Origin of the sequence: Nocardia mangyaensis, assembly GCF_001886715.1 — a bacterium.
Lineage (GTDB): Bacteria > Actinomycetota > Actinomycetes > Mycobacteriales > Mycobacteriaceae > Nocardia > Nocardia mangyaensis.
The window spans coordinates 2,432,533-2,452,719 of sequence record NZ_CP018082.1 but is presented as its reverse complement, the minus strand read 5'-3'; the positions used below and the strand labels follow the sequence as shown (position 1 = coordinate 2,452,719).

12 protein-coding genes are annotated in these 20,187 nt (G+C 69.7%); all 12 read right to left on the bottom strand.

Annotation, left to right across the window (positions count from 1 at the left end; all coding sequences use genetic code 11):
* Nucleotides 1-62 precede the first annotated feature (62 nt).
* The 12 genes from BOX37_RS11110 to BOX37_RS11055 all read right to left on the bottom strand — a co-directional run bounded on the left by BOX37_RS11110 (nt 63) and on the right by BOX37_RS11055 (nt 20,162).
* Complete coding sequence (locus tag BOX37_RS11110) at nt 63-839, bottom strand: tyrosine-protein phosphatase (protein ID WP_071927572.1); 777 nt, start codon at nt 837-839, stop codon at nt 63-65.
* A gap of 213 nt (nt 840-1,052) precedes the next feature.
* On the bottom strand, nt 1,053-1,883 hold the full coding sequence (locus BOX37_RS11105; protein ID WP_071927571.1) for an alpha/beta fold hydrolase: 831 nt from the start codon (nt 1,881-1,883) through the stop codon (nt 1,053-1,055).
* 2 nt (nt 1,884-1,885) lie between these two features.
* Nucleotides 1,886-3,094 (bottom strand): cytochrome P450, encoded by a 1,209-nt coding sequence (locus BOX37_RS11100; protein ID WP_071927570.1) that lies wholly within the window; start codon nt 3,092-3,094, stop codon nt 1,886-1,888.
* Between the two features lie 3 nt (nt 3,095-3,097).
* The gene (locus tag BOX37_RS11095; RefSeq protein ID WP_240505302.1) at nt 3,098-5,278 is read right to left on the bottom strand and encodes an AMP-binding protein; all 2,181 of its coding nucleotides are present in this window, start codon (nt 5,276-5,278) and stop codon (nt 3,098-3,100) included.
* An 8-nt stretch (nt 5,279-5,286) separates the two neighbouring features.
* Nucleotides 5,287-6,024, bottom strand: a complete 738-nt coding sequence (locus BOX37_RS11090; protein WP_206045802.1) for a thioesterase II family protein — start codon at nt 6,022-6,024, stop codon at nt 5,287-5,289.
* Nucleotides 6,021-7,271: a cytochrome P450 gene (locus BOX37_RS11085; RefSeq protein WP_071927568.1), complete on the bottom strand. Its 1,251-nt coding sequence runs from the start codon at nt 7,269-7,271 to the stop codon at nt 6,021-6,023. The genes BOX37_RS11090 and BOX37_RS11085 overlap by 4 nt, the downstream gene beginning before the upstream one ends.
* Nucleotides 7,268-8,161: an SAM-dependent methyltransferase gene (locus BOX37_RS11080; RefSeq protein ID WP_071927567.1), complete on the bottom strand. Its 894-nt coding sequence runs from the start codon at nt 8,159-8,161 to the stop codon at nt 7,268-7,270. Before BOX37_RS11080 ends, BOX37_RS11085 begins: the two co-directional genes overlap by 4 nt.
* A 2-nt stretch (nt 8,162-8,163) precedes the next feature.
* A complete protein-coding gene (locus BOX37_RS11075) occupies nt 8,164-8,421 on the bottom strand; it encodes an acyl carrier protein (protein ID WP_071927566.1) in 258 nt (85 codons plus the stop codon).
* 12 nt (nt 8,422-8,433) lie between these two features.
* Entirely contained in the window at nt 8,434-9,426 is a 993-nt protein-coding gene (locus BOX37_RS11070) for an acyl-CoA desaturase (RefSeq protein WP_071927565.1), read from the bottom strand.
* 128 nt (nt 9,427-9,554) lie between these two features.
* Nucleotides 9,555-10,784 (bottom strand): MFS transporter, encoded by a 1,230-nt coding sequence (locus BOX37_RS11065; RefSeq protein ID WP_071927564.1) that lies wholly within the window; start codon nt 10,782-10,784, stop codon nt 9,555-9,557.
* Entirely contained in the window at nt 10,762-13,026 is a 2,265-nt protein-coding gene (locus BOX37_RS11060) for a hotdog family protein (protein ID WP_206045801.1), read from the bottom strand. Before BOX37_RS11060 ends, BOX37_RS11065 begins: the two co-directional genes overlap by 23 nt.
* Nucleotides 13,027-13,055: 29 nt before the next feature.
* Nucleotides 13,056-20,162: a type I polyketide synthase gene (locus BOX37_RS11055; RefSeq protein WP_071927562.1), complete on the bottom strand. Its 7,107-nt coding sequence runs from the start codon at nt 20,160-20,162 to the stop codon at nt 13,056-13,058.
* Between the last annotated feature and the right edge of the window lie 25 nt (nt 20,163-20,187).

The following is a 20,187-nucleotide window of genomic DNA, read 5'->3' as shown; positions in this document are numbered from 1 at the left end:
ACTCGCTGAGCAGGCCTTTTCCTCGGTACGACACCCCTTTGACGGCGGCGTGGTGGGGCGGATCAGCGCGGGGGCGTCAGGAGGTTGTCCGCGAGGCGTTCTCGGGTGGCCTGGTCGAGTCCGGCTCGGGTCGCCCAGCCGACCGCGCCGCCGTGTTCGGCGTCGAGGTGGGCCAGGAACTGGCGCATGGTCGACGCGTCGGCGGCGAAGACCCAGGCGGGCAACCGGTCGACGGCCACGCTGCCGGCGCGGGCGGTGCGGGCGCGGGCGCTGCGGGCACGCAGGGCGGCGATGTTCGGGGTGGTGGCGGCGTAGTCGGCGACGATGTCGTCCGCGCGGACGCCGACGAGGGCGAGGAGCAAGGCGATCACCACGCCGGTGCGGTCCTTGCCCGCGGCGCAGTGGACGAGTGCGGGCAGATGCTCGGCGGTGGCCAGCAGGTCCAGTGCGGCGGCGATGTTGGCGGAGCTGTGGTCGAGGTACTGCACGTAACGTTCGACGATATTGCCCTCGGGCGAGACCGCGGCGAGGTCCAGCCGGACCCGGTCGGCGCCGTGGACGTGGGTGTTGTGGACGGTGACACGGTCAGCCATCCGGCCGGAACCGTCGGTGGTGATCTCGCCGGGGGCGCGCAGGTCGATGATCGTGCGGAGTCCGCAGTCCCCCAGCAGGAAGTCCACGTCGTCGGTGTCCAACTCGGTCAGCAGATCCGAGCGCAGCACCCGCAAACGACGCACCCGCCGCCCGTCCGCGGTCCGCAATCCACCCAGATCGCGCGCGTTCACCGCCCCGCGCAGTGGTAGTCCCCGCCCTGTTGTCGAGCTGTCACCATCGGTCATCACAATACCCGTTCTCCCGCACCTGAACACATTCCGGTCGACGGTATTCGACGCCGGAAGCGACTTTTCCGAATCGCGCGCGTGGCCAGTCCGCAGCGATGAGGTACTCGCGCGTTTCCGCAGGTCGATGGTTCGGTGGCAGCAGTTCGATCGGAAAAGGCAATGGCTGGATCGGATTGTTCGATGTGCGTTCGCCGGGAATTGACCGCCAGGTCAGATCCTGGTGTGGTCGATCTCGGCCAGGAATTCCCGTAACAGCGCGGTGATCGCGGCGGGCTGTTCGAGACTGCTGGAATGCCCGCAGTCGGCGAGGGTGTGCAGTTGAGCGGACGGGATCAGATCCGCGAGGCGTTCGGATCGGGCCGGGGGCGTGGCGATGTCGTCGGCACCGACCACCACCAGGGTCGGCATGGTGATCGCCGGGATCTCGTGGTCCACCGGCAGGCGATCGGCCACACCGCGCACCGCCTCGCGCACCGCGCGACGACTCCGGCTGCGCAGGCGGGTGGCCCACTCGTCGAGGAGGTCGGCGTTGGCCGGGTCGGCGCGGAAACGCGGGCCGAACATGTGCGGGGTGATCTTGTGCAGGATCGGGCCGCCGCCGACCAGCCGCCAAGCCAGGGCGAGGCGCTTGTATTCGCCGATCTTGTCCGGCTCCTCGGCCTCGGCGCTGGTGTCGAGCAGGGTGAGGGAGCGCAGGAGCTGGCCGTGGCGCGCCGCGAGGCGCTGACCGATGAACCCGCCCATAGACAGCCCGACCCAGTGCACCGGGCCGATCCCGAGCGTGCGGATCACGCCGACCGCGTCGCCGGTGAGGGTCTCCATGTCGTACCCGTCCGCGGTGGGCGGGGTATCGCCCTGCCCCCGCCAGTCGAGGGTGACACACCGGTAGTCGCCGCGCAGGGCATCGATCTGGGACCGGAACATCCAACCGCCGAACAGCAGGCCGTGTCCGAACACGATGGTCGCCGCGTCCGGCCGGGCGCCCGGTGCTCCGGTGTCGGTGTAGGCGATCGGAGTCCCGTCGATGACGACAGTCGGCATGGCTACACCGTCACCGTCAGCGTCGACAGACCACGCAGATTGATCCGGCCGTTCCAGGTCAGCTCGTCAACCGTGGCGTCCGGAAAGCGAGCGACGAAGCGCGGGAACACTATTCGGGCCTCCATCCGGACCAGTGCCGCACCGAGGCAGTGGTGGATACCCGCGCCCAGTGCCACATTGCGATGGGCGGTGGGGCGATCGAGCCGCAGTTCATCGGCATCGGCGCCCCAGAAATCGGGATCGCGGTTGGCGGCGGCCAGTGCGCCGATCACCCAGCTCCCCGCGGGGATCTCGACGTCACCGATGGCCAACGGCGCCACGGTGATCCGGCGCATGAGGTGGACGGGAGTGTCGAATCGCATCAGTTCGTCGACCGCGTTGGCGGCCAATTCCGGTTCGTTCCGCAGCCGTTCGGCCTGCTCCGGATTGCACAGCAGCGACAGGATTCCGCTGGCGAGGTGGGTCACCGTGGTCTCGTGCCCGGCGATGTAGAGGAACATCACCTGCGAGATCAGTTCGTCCTCGCTGAGCACGTCGCCGTCGTGTTCGGCCTCGATCAGCGCCGTGAGCAGGTCGTCGCCGGGGTTGTCGCGCTTCCACCGGATCAGCTCGCGCACCATCGCGAACAGTTCCTGATTGGCCGCCCGGATCCTGGCCTGGGTCTCGGGACTGGCGAACGGTTCGAACACCAGCACGACGATCTCGGTGAGCTCGCGCAGTCGGGTGTGGTCCCCCACCGGGATGCCGAGCATCTCCGAGATGATCGTGAACGGCAGCGGGAAGGCGAGTTCGCCGACGACATCAGCGGTGCCCGCTGCCGCGATGCGTGCCAGCGCCTGCGCCACCAGTTCCTCGACCCGCGGTTGGAGAGCCTCGATCGACCGGGGCGTGAAGGCCTTCGACACCAGGCGCCGCAGCCGGGTGTGGTCGGGCGGGTCCTGGTCGAGCATGGACAGCCCGCCCATCACCCTGCTCTCCTTGCGCACCTCGGCGCTGCCGCTCTTCCACGCGGGCAGGTGCCGCAGGTGCTGTTCGTCGACCGAGTGCGCCGAGCGTTGCAGTGCGGCCACGTCGGCGTGCCGGGAGACGAGCCAGAATCCGAGCGGGTGTTCCAGCGCCGGGCCCGCGGCGCGCAGCCGGGCGTAGTGCGGGTAGGGGTCCTCGGTGAAGCCGGGGGCGAACGGGTCGAACACGTAGGCGGCGGTGCTCATTGTCTACTCCTGTTTGCCGAGTGCCACGTTGCGCATGGTGACCAGTGCGGTCGCGCAGAGGGTTTCGTCGTCGCCGTCGACCGAGAAGACCTCGACGGTGGCGATGGTGAGCAGCGCGCCGGGTTTGACCACGCGGCCCCGGGCCACGACCGTCGGCCCCTTGGCCGGGGCGAGGATCTTCACCGTGTAGTCGATGGTCATGTTCACCCAGCCGGGCGGCAGCAGGGTGCCCGCCGCGGAACCGCCGGCGAAGTCGGCCAGCGAACCGAGCACACCGCCCTGGAAGAAGCCGTTGTGCTGGGTGAGTTCGGTGCGGTAGGGCTGCACGATCTCGGCTTCGCCGGGGGCGATCCGGCCGAACTCGAAGCCGAGGTGTCGCGCGGCGGGCATGCTGAGCACGGCACCTTGGACGGCCGCGGCGAAATCGGGGTTGGTCGCTTGCCAGGTCGGCATGGCGGTCGACTCCTTCGGTGTGGGTTCGGTCGGCTGGTCGGTCGGGCGTGGCACCCAGATGGTGAATCCGGCATCGAGATATCGGATCCTGGCCGCCGCTCGCATGATCTTTCCGCTGCTGGTCCGGTGCACCTCGTCCGGCGCGGTCAGCACCACGTCCCCGATCGCGAGATCGTGCTCGCGCAGGACGGCCGCACGGATGGCGCCCGCGATGTCGGCGCGATCGGTTCCGGTGTGGTCGCGCCGGATCTCCTGGACGACGATCAGCTTCTCGCCGTCTCGGCCGGGCACCGAGAACGCCGCGCCACTGCCGGGCCGCAGTGCCGGATGCGCGCGCTGCACGGTGTGTTCGATGTCGTGCGGGTAGTAGTTTCGGCCGCGGATGATGATCATGTCCTTGATCCGGCCGACGACATAGAGTTCGCCGTCGACGAGCAGGCCCAGGTCGCCGGTGCGCAGGTAACCGCGCTCGGGGTCGTCGGCACGACGTGCGTGGAAGGTGGCGGCGGTGGCCTCCGGCCGCTGCCAATAGCCTTGGGCGACATGGTCACCCGCGACCCAGATCTCACCGATGCGGTCCGGTGCGGACAGCTCGCGGGTATCCGGGTCGACGATGCGCAGGTCCTCGCCCGCCAACAGCAGTCCCGCACCGACGAGCGTGCGGCCACGGTCCACCGTCGCCGCGACGTATCGGCGTTCGGCGAGCGCGTCGACATCGGCGTCGAGCAACCGTGGACCGCGGCCCTTCACGCTGGCCGAGACCAGTAGGGTGGCCTCGGCGAGACCGTAGCAGGGGTAGACCGCCTCGGCGCGGAACCCCAGTGGCGCGAAGGTTTTCGTGAAGCGAGCCAGGGTGTCGGCGCGGATCGGCTCGGCGCCGTTGAAGGCCACCTGCCAGCTGCTCAGGTCGAGGTCGGGCAGGCCGGCCGCGGTGGCGCGGGCGACACAGGCGTCGAAGGCGAAGTTCGGACCGCCACTGGTGTGCACGCGGTACCGCGAGATGGCTTCCAGCCACAGCAGCGGGCGCCGGATGAAGGCCAGCGGCGACATCAGGACGCTGGTCGCACCGACGTAGACCGGTTGCAGCACATTGCCGATCAGGCCCTGATCGTGGAAGAACGGCGCCCAGCCGACCACCGTCGACGCACGGTCGTGGCCGAAGCTGCGCCGGATCATCTCCTCATTGGCGGCCAGGTTCCGGTGAGTCACCATGACGCCCTTGGGCGCGGAGGTGGAGCCGGAGGTGTACTGCAGGAATGCGACCGAGTCCGGATCAGGCTTGGTCGCGGTGAAACCGGTTTCCTGCGTGGGCAATTCGTCGACAGCGAGCCAGTGCTCGGCGGTACACAGCGTTTCCAGGACCGGGCGCAGCAGCGGTAGCAACGGCCCGACGGTGAGCACGGCCGTGGGCGCGCAGTCGCCGACGATGGCACGGGTCGCCTCCTGCACCCGGTCGCGGCGCGGCGGGTTCACCGGCACGGCGATGACCCGCGCGTAGAGGCAGCCGAAGTAGGCGATGACGAATTCGGCGCTCTGCCCGAACACCAGCAGCGCGCGATCGCCGGGCGCGCACCGGCTGCGCAGCGCAGCGGCCACAGCCAGTGCCCGGTCGTGGAGTTCGCGGTAGGTCAGGGTGGTGTGCTCGACGCCGGCGTCGTCGAGGAAGCGGTAGGCGATCCGGTCGGGTTCGTCGACGGCGCGACGCTGGAGTATGTCGGTGAGCAGCTGCACGTCGGTCCTCAGTTCAGGGCGGCGGTCATGATCGCCGCGATGGCCTCGCGATGCCGGTGGTGGAACAGGTGGTCGCCGGAGAATTCGTGGATCGCGAAGGCGCCGTCGGTCAGTGCGGCCCAGGCGGCGACCTCGTCAGGGTCGGCGATCGGGTCCTCGGTGCCGTAGAGCGCGGTGATCGGGCAGGCGAGTCGCGGTTGCGGCTGGTGGGCGTATTCCTCGGAGAGCTCGAGATCGGCCCTGGTCAGCGGGAGGGCGTAGCGCAGGAAGCTCGTGCTGCGCCCGGCCGCGCCCCAGGCGCCCATCGCGGCCATGGCGTCGGCGAAGTCCTTGTCGGGCAGGCGGTGCAGAACCGCGCGGCTGGCCGCCAGGTGCGGTGCGCGGCGACCGGAGACGAACAGGTGCGCCGGTGGCCGATCCGCGGTGGTCAGCGCGCGGGCCAGTTCGTAGGCGATCAGGGCGCCCATGCTGTGGCCGTAGAGGGCGACCGACCGGTCACCGAATGCGGTGCACTGCGTGGCCAATTCGTCGACGGCCGCGCCGACCCGCAGCAGTGGCTCCCGGTCGGCGACGTCCTCGCGCCCGGGAAGCTGGACCCGCACCACGCCGATCTCGGGCCCGAACAGGCCGAGCCAGCGATTGAACGACGATGCCCCGGCACCCGCGTGCGGAATACACAGCAGCCGCATCGTCGGCGATTCCGCCTCGCCGCGCAGCCAGGACCTGGTCAGCCCGATCCCGGTCATCGCGCCGGCCGCAACTCGACCGGCAGGCTCTTCAGTCCGCGAACGATGAAGCTGTGGTCCTGCCAGTCGAGTTCGCCATCGCGGGCCACCGGGGTCAGCGAATCCTGGAAGAGGTGCGCGAAGGCGACCTCGGCCTGTAGTTCGGCGAGCAGGCCGCCGAGGCAGCCGTGCATGCCGTGGCCGAACGCGAGATGGCCACCGTCGGTGCGGGTGAGGTCGAACTCGTCGGGGCGCGCGAAGACGGCCGGATCGCGGTTGGCCGCGCCGAGACACACCATGACCTGGTCGCCCGCGAAGATCCTGGCATCGTCGATCTCGATGTCGCGGGTGGCCAGCCGCTTGGTCAGTTGCAGCGGGCAGTCGTAGCGCAGCGCCTCGGTGACGGCCGCCTCGACCGCGTCGGGCCGCTCCCGCAGCAGCGCGGCTTGGTCGGGGTGGCGCAGCAGCGCGAGGGTGCCGTTGCCGATCAGCGATTTCGTGGTCTCGTTGCCCGCGACGAAGCACATGATGCAGAGGAAGATCAACTCCTCGTCGCCGAGCGCGTCGCCGCCCGCGGTGCGCGCGGCGAGCAACTGGCTGATCAGATCGGCCCCGGGACTCGCCTGCCGTTGGGCCAGAACAACCTCCAGCGCCGCGGCGAACTCGTCGACCACCTCGCGGACCCGCTCGAAGTCCCCGGCCTTCATCAGGCCCGGTTCGAGCAGGAACCGGATGTCGTGGGTCCACGGGCCCACCTTGGCGCGCAGCTCTCCCGGCAGGTCCATCCACTCGCACAGCACAGCCACCGGCAGCGGCGCGGCCAGATCGGCGATGACATCGAGTCCGCCTGCCCGGCGGGCGGGCGCCATCAGGTCACCGGCGATCCGGGTGACCAGCGGGCGCAGCGCGGCGACCGACTTGGTGGTGAACACCCGGTTCACCAGGCCGCGCAGGCGGGCGTGATCGGGATTGTCGGTGAACACCAGCGACTTTCGGCCGAGGCGTTCGATCCGGTCCACATCGTCGTGGCCCAGCCGCTCGGCCTGCCTGCGCACCAGGCTGGGAATCAGACCGGCGCCGAAGGACCGGTCGTGCAGAACCCCGCGCACGTCGGCGTGCCGGGTGAGCACCCACATGCCGAGCGTCCGGTGCACCGGTTCGGCCTCGCGCAACTGCCGGTAGACCGGATACGGATCGCGGCGGAATTCGGCGCCGAACGGATTGAACCGCACCCGCGGCCTGGCCTTGTCGGCCGAGTGCACCGTCATGCGGATCGTCCCCCACCGGAGGCGAAGAACCCGGAGTCATAGGGCGCCAGCACGAGTCGCAACAGCCCGATCTTGCCCATCCGGAAACCGAGCGCCGAGAGTTTGAGGTAGCGCTCGTAGCGGGCCAGCACCTCGGCGCCGACGAGTTCGGTGGCCTCGGCGCGATGCGCGCGCAGCCTGCGGGCCCACTGTTGGCAGGTCCACGCGTAGTCGAGGCGACCGTTGCTGATCGAGCGAACCTCGAACACGCCCTCGGCGGCGGCGGTGATCTCGGCCAGCGTCGGCAGGTCGGCGTCGGGGAAGATCTCCTGCTGCATGAACGTGCTGGCCTGGTCGCGGTCCATGTTGGCGTAGACGATGGTCTGCAACGACAGCACGCCGTCGCCGGTCAGCCAGTCGCGGCAGCGGGTGAAGAACTCCCGGTACACGCGGACCTTCTCGGCCGTCGAGTCGTCGGGGCGGGCGAAGTGCTCGAACGCGCCGATCGAGATGATGCCGTCGAAACGTGTGCCCGGTTCGTAGTGCAGCCAGTTCTCGGTCCGCACCTCGACGCCGGGGTAGTCGCGCGAGCGCACGTAGGCGGCCTGCTCGGGACTCAGGGTGAGCCCGACGGACTCGGCGACGCCCAGCTCGGAGAGCCGCTGCAGGATCGCGCCCCAGCCGCAGCCGATGTCGAGGACCGCGTCGGCCCGCTCGGCGCCGATCGCGTCGAGGTGGTGGCGCAGTTTGCGGTCCTGGGCGAGTTCCAGTGTGTCGTCGGGGCTTTCCCGTAGCGCGCACGAGTAGGTGAGGGACGAGTCGAGCCAGAGCTGGTAGAACTCGTTGCCCGCGTCGTAGTGGTGGCGGATCGCGGCCGCGGCCGCGGTGGTCCGCGTGGTGTCGAGCGTCATCGTCAGCCCACGCTCGGGCGGCTCTGCGTGTGCAGGTAGGTGGCGACGGCGTCGAGATTCGGGTTCTCGAACAGATCCTCGGGTGCCAGATCGACACCGTAGCGGTCCTCGACCTCGATCAGCAGCGCGACGGCGACCGCGGAGTCGATGCCGAGCCGGTCGAAATCGGCGGTGGGATCGATGGTGGCGGCGGGAACCTCGAGCAGGCTCGCGAGGTATTCCTGACACCAGGTGACAATGGCTTCTTTACTCGTGTCCACGATGAGAATTCCTCAGGCAGGACCGGCGGAGCCGGCGCGGGCGGAAAGTCGTTTGGCCGCCATACGTTCGGCGGAGGGCATCTTGAGATCCCAGGCGAGACCGCAGACAGCCAGTGCTTTGATGAGCCAGAAACCGGGGTCGAGCCGATACCAGTCCAAACCGAAGGACGGTGACTCGGGAAAGGCGTGATGGTTGTTGTGCCAGGACTCCCCGAGCGTGGCGAGTGCGAAGACACCACCGTTGTGACTGTTCTCGCGGGAGTCGTAATTGCGGGTGCCGAACATGTGCAGGAACGAATTGATCGCCCAGACGATGTGCTCGAGCACGAAGATCCGGACCAGTCCGCCCCACAGCAGGCCGCTCACCGCACCGGTCCAGCTCATGGTCACCAGTGCGCCGATCACTGTCGGGATCAGCAGGCCCAGCGCCACCCAGTAGTAGTAGAGCCGGGCGATACGGACCAGGGCGCGGTCCTTGATCAAGTCGGGGGCGTAGTGCACCACGTTCGGGTATTCGTGGCGGCGCATCCACAGGAAATGCGAGTGAGCCAGGCCGCGCACCGCGCCGCGCAGACCGTCACCGGCGAGGTTGGGCGAGTGCGGATCGCCTTCACGATCGCTGTATTCGTGGTGGCGCCGGTGCAGCGCGACCCAGGAAACCACCGGGCCCTGGCCGGCCATCGAGCCGAGGACCGCCAGGACCCATGTCACCCACGGTGTCGCCTTGAAGGTGCGATGGGTGAACAGGCGGTGATAGCCGACGGTCACACCGAGACCGGTGACCAGCCACATCGAGAACAGCAGGAGGAATTCGAGCAGGCCGAAAGGGCGGACGAACAGGAACGCCATGGCGACGACCGTGCCGATGATCGGCAGAATGTCGAACAGCAGGAAATGGCGTCGTTGCAACCGGTGGATATAGGGACTACTGATCGTTTTTCTGCGCGGACCGGGCTTGTCGAGATCCGGGAACGAATTCGCGTCCGGAGCGTTGTTTTCCATCATCACGCAACTACACCTTCATCGGTACCGAGAAACCGAGCGGAACAGCTGGACCCGCTCACCGTATCCATGCTCTCCACGGCGCGGAAAGCACTGTCGCCGATTGCCGATCGACGGATCGGAATCGCTTATCACGCGGACACCGCGTCTTCGTCGACGGAGCGTCGGTCCTGCGGGCGTGCGGGCCGTCGGTGGCGGATCAGCGACAGTGTCACGCTGATCGCGGCGAAGCCGGTGGCGAACATCCACAGGTGGCCCGCGCCAAGGATCGCGATGACCGCGCCGCCGATGGCCGAGCCGAACGCGGCGCCCAGATACATCGCCGATCCGTTGAGCGACAACAACATCGGTGCCTGCTCCGGGTCGGCGGTGGCGATCATGCTGTGCTGCTGGGCGGGCAGGAACGCCCAGCCGACCACGCCCCAGATCACGACGAACACGACCGTGGTGACCAGGGTGTGCGCGGCAATCGGCTGCCAGGCCAGGTTGACGGTGAACAGCGTCAGGCTGCCGAGCAGCACCGGCCGCGAACCGTAGCGGTCGACCAGCAGGCTCCCGCCCCACAGTCCGATCAGCGCGCCGAGGCCGTGCGCCATGATCAGCGCCCCGACGTACCCCGCGCCGACAGCCGGTGCGTCGGCATAGATCGGGCCGACGTAGGTGAAAATCATCAATCCGGCCGTCAGGCCCGTGATCGTCACCGCCAGCCCGAGCCACACCGGGGTGTGGCGCAGCGGTGCCAGGCGCTGCCGCAGCGACACCACGGGTGTACCGCCGCCCGCTGGAACCGTCAGTGCGACACCGACGGCGGCGACCAGCGCCATCACCGCGACGAAGACGAACGCCATCCGCCACGACGACAGGCCGCTGACCCACACCCCGATCGGCACACCGGCCACCGTGGCGATCGAGATGCCACCGAGCACGATCGCCAGCGCCCGCCCACGGCGATCCGCGCCCACCATGCTCGCCGCCGCGGCACCCGCGAGCGGGACGTAGAGCCCCGCGACGCACCCGGCGGCGATGCGCGCGATCGCCATCACCCACGGCGACCAGGCAGCCGCCGCGAGCAGATTGATCGCGACGGACAGCGCGATCGCGGTCAACAGCAACCGACGCGGTGAGCCCACCCGCAGCGCGGTGATCACGATCGGCGCCCCGAGGGCGTAGGCGAGGGAGTACCCGGTGACGAACAGTCCGGCGGCCGCGACGGACACCTCCAGCTCCGCCGCCATCGGCGCGAGCACCCCGGCGACGAGGTAGTTGTCGGTGCCCGCGCAGAACGCGCCGAACGCGAGCACGAGCACCGGCAACCACCGCGCCGATTGCCTATCGGCGTCACCAGGGTTCGGCGTGGGCATCGCGCAGCTCGACGGCGACATCGGTGAGCTCGTAGATCCGCATGCTCGGTTTCCACACGCTCGCTTCGCCGATCACCCGGATCCGGCCGCGGCGACGTTCGACGCTCTTGATGTGCACTTCCAAGGTCATCTCCGCGTCGCCGGACAGGATCTGCCCGCGATAGCGCCACGACAGGGGGACGCCGACGGGGACAACGAATTCCGGTGCCTCCAGTTCGGCCGCCAGGCCCGTGTCGACGGCCCACTCCTGCATGGCCTGCAGGACCGCCTCGACACCGAGGGATCCCGGCATGACCGGGTCCATGAAGAAGTGGTAGCCGAAGAACCAGTCGTCGGGACCGACCGGGCGCACCGCGCGCAGGTAGCCGTGGCCGTAGGTCCCGCCGCCGTCGACGACCTCGATGGCGTCGAGCATGGCCAGGTGCCCGCTCGCGCAGGCCATGCCGGTGCCCGCGGCACGCCGGGCGGCCACGTCGATCACCCGGACGACGGGCCGGGTGGCCTGGCTGTCCAGCCACGGCGGCACGAGTTCGCCGTTGTCGAGGCCGTTCTGGTTCGCCAGTGCACGGGCGTTGAAGAATCCGAACAGTGATTCGCCCGCGTAGAACGGTTCGCCGTCGACGGCCAGTTCGTAGGCGAAGGTCTGCAGCACCGCGCCGGTCAGCACGGTGGTGTCGAGCAGGCGACTGGTCTGCTGGATCGTCTTGTCGCGCAGGTCGACTTCGCGCAGGACCGTGGCGGTACCGTCGAGATTGCGCAGGCTGTAGTCCTCGGCGGGCGCGGTGAGGGTGGCGCCGAGGAAGTAGCCGAGCAGCAGCGCCGACTGCAGGGAGGTCTCCATGTACACGACATTGGGCATGGAGGCATTGGCCGATTCGGCGTAATACCAGGCATCGGCGGGCGAGTCGTATTCGGTGTGCCCGGTGCCGCCGGTCAGTGTCCCGCGCTCGCCGTCCACCGCCATCACCCGGTCGCAGAGCTGGAGCCCGTGATTGGGCATCCGGGTGGCACGGCGGCCGGTGTAGGCCGAGAATTCCGGGCCGAGCGCTATGCCGAGATCACCGCGCGCGCTGTGGGTCATGTGGAACTCACCGAGCAGTGCGCGCTGTCCGAAGACGTTGCGGCGGCCGAAGAATCGGGGAATCGCTCCACCGGCCGCGGGACCGATCGGCAGTCCCGGCGCCTCCCTGATCTCGAGCGTCAGCCCGTATACGCGGGCCACGACCGCTCCCCCACTGCGGATTTCGGCATTGATCCGCAGCCAGGGACGCGGCAGCAAGTCGATCTGGACCACCTCGGCGACCAGTTCGGCCGGACCGGTCACCGAGGTGGACAGCTGCAGTTCGAAGGCCTCACCGGCCTGGAATCGCGCACCGGCCAGGCACAGGTGCAGACCGGCACGCAGCGCCAAGACCTGCGCGGCCTGCCACCCGATCTCGGTCGCCGCGACGGCGAGATCGGGGCCGTCGATCCGGCAGGTCGCCGCCAGCCGGCCCCGCGCCCACTGCCCACCGCGCCCTTCGACGTCGAGGACCTCGACCAGACGGCCGTGGGCGCCGTCGGTCAGCCGAATCTCGGGGTTGGCGCCGTCCTGGTCGTAGGCCGGACCGAACACGGCCGCGATCTCGCCGCGGGCCAGTGCCGCGAGCGCCGACCCGTCCATGGCGGTGATCGGGGTGCGGGCCAGCATCTTGAACGCGTTCATGCTGGTCGCCGGTGCCGGTAGGTCGAACGTCACCGGATGGCCCGGTACGGCGGAGACCGTGAGACCAGATGCCGGGGTGTAGTCGATCGTGGCCGCGAGGATCTGCTCGGCCACGGCCGTCGACCGGCCTGGTGCCGTGGGCCCGTGCGTCGCCGTGGTGCCATTCGGTGCGCTCGGCCCATCCGCTGCCGTCGGTCCATGCGGTGCCGCCGTCGGCCCGAGCGTTGCCGTGGAGTCGGCCGACGGCACGCTGTGGCCGAGCGCACCGATGGCCTGCCGTTGCCAGGCGGTCTGCACCGCCATCGCGGACAGGTGCGCGGCGACCAGTTCGGAGCGCACCTGCTGCACCAGTTGGGAGATCGGGTCCGCGCCGAGCTGCGCGGACGTTGGACCGGTTGCTCGCACAGCTGTGGGTGTGGGTGTGACGGTCGGCTGAGGCGAGGGGGCCGGGTGGGCATCCGGCTCCAGTGCCAGGGTCCAGGCGAGGACGTCGAAGGGCTCGCCGTCGAAATCGAGGGCATCCAGTGGGGTGGTCATCGGATCTCCATTCCGCACATCGACGGTGCTCATGCCAGCTGCTCGCGCAGGCGCACTGCCTCGGTGAACTTCGCGGTCATCTCCGGGGTGGCGATCACCGCGAGATTCGAATAGCGCTGCAGGACAGCGCCATTCGGGTCGTGCGCGGTGGCGGTCACCGTGACCGTGTTGCCGTCGGGATGAGCTCGCAGGTCGTCGACCACCACCACGAAGGGGCTGTCGCCGGGCAGCGGCGCGAAGTACTCGACGCGCCCGATGGACAGCGGCAGGCAGGCCGAGTTCATGAACCACACGCCCAGCAGCGCGCCCGCCTGGATGACGACGTCGGCCAGCGCCGGGCTGTGCAGAATTCCCGCGTATTCACCCGCGCCGATGCGGGTGTCGGGCAGTCGGCATTCCACCACCAGGCGGCGGTCCGCACGGTCGAGCACGCGACGGACGCCCTGCAGCAGCGGTCCGTGGAACAGGTGGGCGTCTCGGTAGACGTCGAGTCCGTTCTCCGGTCCGACGCCGATCGGGTAGCCGGACCAGCCGGCCGGCACCGAGGTCGGCCCCGCTTCGGGTGCGAGGACGAACGTGCCGGTGAAATGCGCCGGCGCCAGGGTCTTGCCCGGTTCGTCGCTGCGGATCCACGCGGTGACCCGCAGCCGGTCGTCGACGACCGTGCCCGCCTGCACATCCAGGTGGTAGGCCCGTTCATCGCCACCGTCGTAGACGATGCCGCGCAGTACTTCGAACTCGGCGCACTCCACGACCCGCAGACCGGGGTTGGCCCGCTCGAGCGCATTGATCGCCCAGCCGAGCCCGGCGGCGGCCGGGAACACCGGGAACCGGCCGACGCGATGATCGAGGATCACCGGGTCGACGGCCAGCGGCGCGAGGTCACGGTAGGTGGTGAAGGCCCGGGTGGGCGCGAGGACCGTGGCGGCGGCGAGCGGGGCCGCCGGGCCGATCAGCACCGAGACGTCGTCGGCGCGTGCGGGGGCGAACTGTTCGGCGAACATCCTGGCCCCGGCGTCCATGCCGAGCAACGCGATCCCGCGGGCGAGGAAGACCTCCCGCAGTTCCGGGGTGACCATGCCGCCGTCCCAGGCACCCCAGTTGACAGTGGTGACGTGAGCGGCCAGACCGTGGCGCCGCCAGCTCACCGCTGCCCGGTTGAGGGCCTCGTTGGCGACCGCGTAGTCGGCCTGGCCCGGATTACCGTAGACCCCGGCGACCGAGCCGAACAGCACGATGTGGCCGAGTGTGGCCGCGCGCAGGGCGGCGACGACGTTGTGGAGTCCGTCGAGTTTGGTCGACAGGACGAGACGGATGTCAGTGTCCGACTTGGCGTTGAGCAGGGAGTCCGCCAGTGCGCCTGCCCCGTGCACGATGCCGGTGACACGCCGGGCGTCCTCCGCCAGCGCTTGTTCGGTGGCCGCGGCGTCGGTGATGTCGACGGCGAGGTAGCGCACCCGCGCTCCGGTCTCGGTCACCGCCTCGATGGTCGCGCGAATCTCGCGTTGTGCCAGCAGATCTCGGGTCAGGCGGTCGATCTGTTTGGGCGTCGGCTGCTCACCCGCGGCGCGCACGGCCGCGATGGCGGCGGACTTGAGCGCATCGTCGGCGACCCCGACTGCCCATTCCGGTTCGTCGTCGAGCGAGGTACGGCCGAGCAGGATGAACTCGCACGGTCGCCGAACGGCCAGTTCACGGACGCACCGCGCGGTCACGCCCCTGGCCCCACCGGTGACGACGAGAACATCGTCGGCGGTGAGCGTCAGGTCTGCCGTACCGGCGACTTCAGTGGTGCCTGCGAAATCGGTAGTGGCAGCGCCCCCGGTGGTGGCAATGCCCGCTACCGGTTGGGGTCGCAGGGTCCATCGGCGCAGGTCGGCGTCGACGCCGACCTCGCGCACGTCGAGCGCGGCGTCGTCGAGCTCGGCGAGTACGGAGTCGACCAACACCTCGCCGGTCAGCTGCGGCGACAGGTCGAGAGCCCGGCAGAACAGTGTGGGCGTCTCCTGGGCGAGGGTCTTGACCAGTCCGCTGACACCGCCGACGACGGCCGCGGCGGCCGGCCGGTTGCCCTGATGGCCGAGCACACCGTCGATCCGGGTGAGCGTGACGAACGCCGCGCGGGTGCCGGATTCGGCAGTCGCCACGAGGCGGTCGTGCAGCAGCGTCGCGGTGTGGATGGTGTCGGCGAGGCGATGTCCGCCGACCAGCCACTGACTGTCCGGCGGCAGCACGGTCAAGCAGAGGTCGAGCCGGGCAACACCTTTCAGTGCCGTGTCGATCGCCGTGGTGACGGTGGCGCTGCCCCACGCGGCGACGCCGGAGTCCTGCGCGGCGGCCACGGTGGCCGTGTGCACGGTCCAGCCGTGCCGCGTGAGCCCGTTCGCGAGCATCGCCGCGGTGTCGTCACCATGGTCGACGATCAGGGCGACCCGCTCGGCCGCATACGGCTCGACCACCCGGTCGATCCCGGGCAGGGCGCCCGGCGCGATCCGCACCAGCACTGGAGCGTCGTCCACGCCGGCGCGGTTGGGCACATCGGCGAGGTTCTCGACGCCACCGAGGTTCCCGAACTGCTCGCCTGCTGCCGGGACCGCAGACACCGGTGCCGCTGCGCCGCCAACGTTCGCGAACTGTGCGGCTTTCGGCTGGATGTGTGCGGAGGCTGCCTTACCGGAGTTCTCGGGCTTCCGCGCTTCCGGGGCAATGGCGGGCGCGGAGTCTGCCGCGCTGCCGATGACGAAACCGACGATGTCGTTCAGCGTCCGCAACTCCGCGACCTGCTCAGGGCCGACCGTCGGCACACCCTCGACGCGCTCACCCACCGCACCCATGATCTGCACCCGTTTGATCGAGTCCACTCCGAGATCGGCTTCCAGATCCATCGACTGTGCCAGCATCTCCGGCGGGTAACCGGTCTTCTCCGACACCACCTGAACCAACACCGACCACACCGCGTCGGGATCGAGCGACGCACCGATCGTGGCGGCACCCGCCGATGCCGAGCCCGCTGTCGACCCCGACACTGCCGAGGCGGCGACAAATCCCACGATGTCGTTCAATGTCCGTAGTTCGGCGACCTGCTCGGGACCGACCGTCGGTACTCCGTCGACGCGCTCGCCGAGCGCACCCATGATCTGCACCCGCTTGATCGAATCGACGCCAAGGTCGGCTTCCAGATCCATCGACAATGCCAGCATCTCCGGCGGATAGCCGGTCTTGTCCGACACCACTTGCACCAGCACCGACCACACCGCGTCGGTGTCGGGGCCCGCGCTCGGCGCGGAACCGCCCGCCGGTGCGGCGCCGGACGCCGTCGAGCTCGAAACCAACGACGCGGCGATGAAGTCGACGATGTCATTCAGCGATCGCAGTTCCGCGACCTGCTCGGGACCAACCGTCGGGACTCCGTCGACGCGCTCGCCGAGCGCACCCATGATCTGCACCCGCTTGATCGAATCGACGCCTAGGTCGGCTTCCAGATCCATCGACAGCGCCAGCATCTCCGGCGGATAGCCGGTCTTCTCCGACACGACCTGCGCCAGCACCGACCACACCGCGTCTGCATCGAGCGCGGGACTCTCGGTCACCGGCGCGGCAGCCGGCGACGGAACGGGGTCGGGGATCGGCTGCGCCTGCGGAACAGGCGATTCCGACAAGGTCTTGGGCGCAGACGGCGACGAGGCACCCGGCGACTCGAGCAGAGCCGTCGGCAGGGCGGGCGTGCCGTTGCCGTTGCCGTTGCCGTTGCCGTTGCCGTGAGCAGGCTCGGTGTAGAAGGTCGTCGTCTCGTGAGTCGGTGCCTGCTCGAGCCCTGCCAGTGAGGCCAGGATCTCGTTCACGCGGATGTGGGTCTGGCCGATGGCCAGGCTCTGCTCCTTCACGGCGTGCACCGTGGCGTGCAGCCGGTCGTCGGCACCGCCGGTGCGCTGCGCTTCGCGCAGGACCGAGACCAGCCCTTCGGCGACCTCGAGCTGACCCTCCGCATAGCGACTGTGAATCGCCAGATGCTGCTGCGTAGCCGAATCCAATCCCATTCCCACGTACCGGTTCTCGGAAGCACTCGCGACCGGAACCGCCGGAACACGCTCCGGCGCGGAGAAGGCGAGAGGGGCGGGCGCGTCACCATTGGCAGACGCAGCGACAGTGGCGGGCACCGCGGCAACCCCCGCACCAGCCTCCGTTTCGGCACGCCGCCCGGCAGCCGCCTCGACTTCGGCGCGTACTCGGGCATCCACCTCCGCTTCGGCGACCATCCGCGCCTGCTCGACCGCGGCCGAGACCGCTTCCAGCTCGATCGGCTGAGCGATCCCCGTGCGGTAGAGCTCATGACGCGAGTCCGGCACGAAATCACGCCCGGTCAGCCGGACCACCATGCCCTGTGCCTCGGGCTCGACGAACGCCGGCGCATCGTGGCGATGCACATCCACGATCGGTGCGCCGAGCACAGCCAACTGCACCGCGGCCTTCTTCAATGCCACATCGCTGTCGCCGGTCGGCCCCTGATCGGTGGCGATGGCGATGACCTCCGCGCCGAGGGTCCGGCGCACCAGCGAGGTGAGCGTGGCCTTGGGCCCGAACTCCACGAAGACATTGCAGCCGTCGGCCCGCATGGCCTCGAGCCCGTGCACGAATTCGACGGTCTCGAGCAGCTGCTCGGTGAGCACGCGGCGATTCGTCGCGACTCGCGAACCGTACTCGGCATCGACGGAATTGGCGTAGACCCGAATCTTGGGCGCCCGCACCGACACGCCCTTGACCGCCGCGCGGAACGGCTCGACCGCGTGCGCGACGTAGCGCGTGTGGAAGGCACCCGCCACCGGCAGTTCACGCACGGTCAGCTCACGCGCACGGCAGGCCACCACGAACGCCGCGACCGCCGCGGTCCCGCCGCCGACCACCACCTGGTCGGGCGCGTTGTGATTGCAGACGCTCACGTCGGGATGCCCGGCGAGGATCTCGGTGACCTGCTCGCGGGTGGCCTGCACCGCGGCCATGGTGCCGGCATCGGCATCGGTCTCGACGGCCATCGCCGCGCCCCGAGCCTTGGCCAGGGTGAAGTAGTCGGCGGTGTCGAGGGAACCGGCCGCCCACAGTGCGGTGAGCTCACCGAAGCTGTGGCCCATGAAGCCGGCGCAGGTCAGGCCGCGCTCGGCCAGGAAGCGGTACTGGCCCACCGACAGCGCCGCGATCGCGGGCTGGGCGAACTCAGTGCGCCGCAGGGTCGTTTCCTGGGCGTTGCGCTCGTCCGGATCGAACACCGGCGGCGGGAACACCACCGCGCCGGGCGCGCGGGGCGCGTCGGCGAAGACCGCGTTGGCCTCGTCGAAGGCGGTGGCGACGGTCGGGTTGTTGAGCACCGCGGCCAGTCCCATGTCGACGTACTGGCTGCCCTGCCCGGCGAACAACGCGCCGATCTTCAGGTCCGGCAGCGCGCGGCGGCGGAAGAACACGCCACGCGGGTGATCCCACTCCTCGGCCTCGGGATCGCTGGTCAGCTCGGCCACCGCGAGGTCACGCAGCGCCGCCGCTTCCCGCTCGTCGCGCGCCACGAAACCCACGCGGGCGTGCTCGGCCGGGATCGCGGTGTCGTCGACGGGATCAGCGCCCGAGCTCAGCAGGCTCGCCAGCTCGGCCGGGGACGCGGCGTGCCACAACCGTGCCCGCGCGGTGCGATGCATCGTGCGCAGGTGTGCGCGGTCGCCGGTGGTCTCCTCCAGTACCGCGTGAAAGTTGGTGCCGCCGAATCCCATCGCCGACGCGGCGGCGCGCCGCTGCGGCCGGCGCGGATCGCGGATCCACGGCCGAGTCCTGGTGTTGACGTAGAGCGGGGACGCGGCGTCGATCGCGGCGTTCGGCGCGGCGACATTGATCGTCGGCGGCAGCACCTTGTGGTGCAGCGCGAGCGCGAGTTTGATCAAGCTCGCCGCGCCCGCGGCGCCCTTGGTGTGGCCGATCTGGGACTTCACACTGCCGACCGCGGCGTACCCGGTCTCCTCGGTGGCCTCGCGCAGCACCGAGGTGAGCGCGGCCAGTTCGGTCTGATCGCCGACCCTGGTGCCGGTGGCGTGCGCTTCGAACAGTCCGATCGAGGCGGGCGAGCAGTCCGCGTCGTCGTAGGCGCGGTGCAAGGCGGCCTCCTGGCCCTCCGCGCGCGGGGCGTAGATGCTCTTGAAGCGCCCGTCGCTCGAGGAGCCGATGCCCCGGATCACCGCGTACACGCGGTCGCCGTCGCGCTCGGCGTCGGCGAGACGCTTGAGTGCGAGCATGCCGATGCCCTCGCCGACCAGCGTGCCGTCGGCACTGTCGTCGAGCGGCCTGATGGTGCCCGAGCGAGACAGCGCCCCGACCTTGCTGAAGCACATGTAGCCGAAGATCGAGTTCTCGGTGTCACAGCCACCGGTGAGCATCATGTCGGCGCGCCCGGAGACCAGTTCGCTGATCGCCACGTGCACTGCGGAGAGGGAACTCGCGCACGCCGCGTCGACGGTGCAGTTCATTCCACCCAGATCGAGCCGGTTGGCGACCCGGCCCGCGATCACATTGCCCAGCAGACCGGGGAACGAGTTCTCCTCCCACGACGGGAAGGCTGCCGCGTATCGCTGTGCGATCTGCTCGGCGTCGGCCTGGGTCAGTCCACAGCTGCGCACGACCTCTTTGAGCACCGGCGTCGACAGGCGCGCGGCCAGCGGGTGCGACAAGGTGGTCGGCCCGGCGACGCCGAGGACCACGCCGGTTCGCTCGGGCCGATACCACTGCGACCCCGGCGCACCGGCATCGGCGAGCACATTGCGCGCCACGAGCAGGCTCAGCAACTGCACCACGGTGGTGACCTCGAGCTGATTGGGCGGCAGCCCGAACTCGGTGACGCTGAACGGGACCTCGGGCACGAAACCGCCACGGCGGCAGTAGGTCTTGTCCGTCGCGGTCGGGTCCGCGTCGTAGTAGTCGTCGAGATTCCAGTGCGTCGCGGGGACATCGGACATGCAATCGGCCGCGTCGACGACGTTCTGCCAGAAGTCGCGGAAGTTCGCGGCCATCGGGAACAGGCCGCTCAGGCCGACGATCGCGACCGGCGTGTCGGCCAGTCGTCGGGTCGCGGCCTGATCATCGCGGAGCCGTAGGTGGTCGTTCATGTGCTACCCCTGTCTGGAGCTGCCG

Coding starts and splice junctions, on each gene's coding strand:
- BOX37_RS11110 (WP_071927572.1), bottom strand. CDS start 839: ATGACCGATGGTGACAGCTCGACAACAGGGCGGGGACTACCACTGCGC.
- BOX37_RS11105 (WP_071927571.1), bottom strand. CDS start 1,883: ATGCCGACTGTCGTCATCGACGGGACTCCGATCGCCTACACCGACACC.
- BOX37_RS11100 (WP_071927570.1), bottom strand. CDS start 3,094: ATGAGCACCGCCGCCTACGTGTTCGACCCGTTCGCCCCCGGCTTCACC.
- BOX37_RS11090 (WP_206045802.1), bottom strand. CDS start 6,024: ATGACCGGGATCGGGCTGACCAGGTCCTGGCTGCGCGGCGAGGCGGAA.
- BOX37_RS11085 (WP_071927568.1), bottom strand. CDS start 7,271: ATGACGGTGCACTCGGCCGACAAGGCCAGGCCGCGGGTGCGGTTCAAT.
- BOX37_RS11080 (WP_071927567.1), bottom strand. CDS start 8,161: ATGACGCTCGACACCACGCGGACCACCGCGGCCGCGGCCGCGATCCGC.
- BOX37_RS11070 (WP_071927565.1), bottom strand. CDS start 9,426: ATGATGGAAAACAACGCTCCGGACGCGAATTCGTTCCCGGATCTCGAC.
- BOX37_RS11065 (WP_071927564.1), bottom strand. CDS start 10,784: ATGCCCACGCCGAACCCTGGTGACGCCGATAGGCAATCGGCGCGGTGG.
- BOX37_RS11060 (WP_206045801.1), bottom strand. CDS start 13,026: ATGACCACCCCACTGGATGCCCTCGATTTCGACGGCGAGCCCTTCGAC.
- BOX37_RS11055 (WP_071927562.1), bottom strand. CDS start 20,162: ATGAACGACCACCTACGGCTCCGCGATGATCAGGCCGCGACCCGACGA.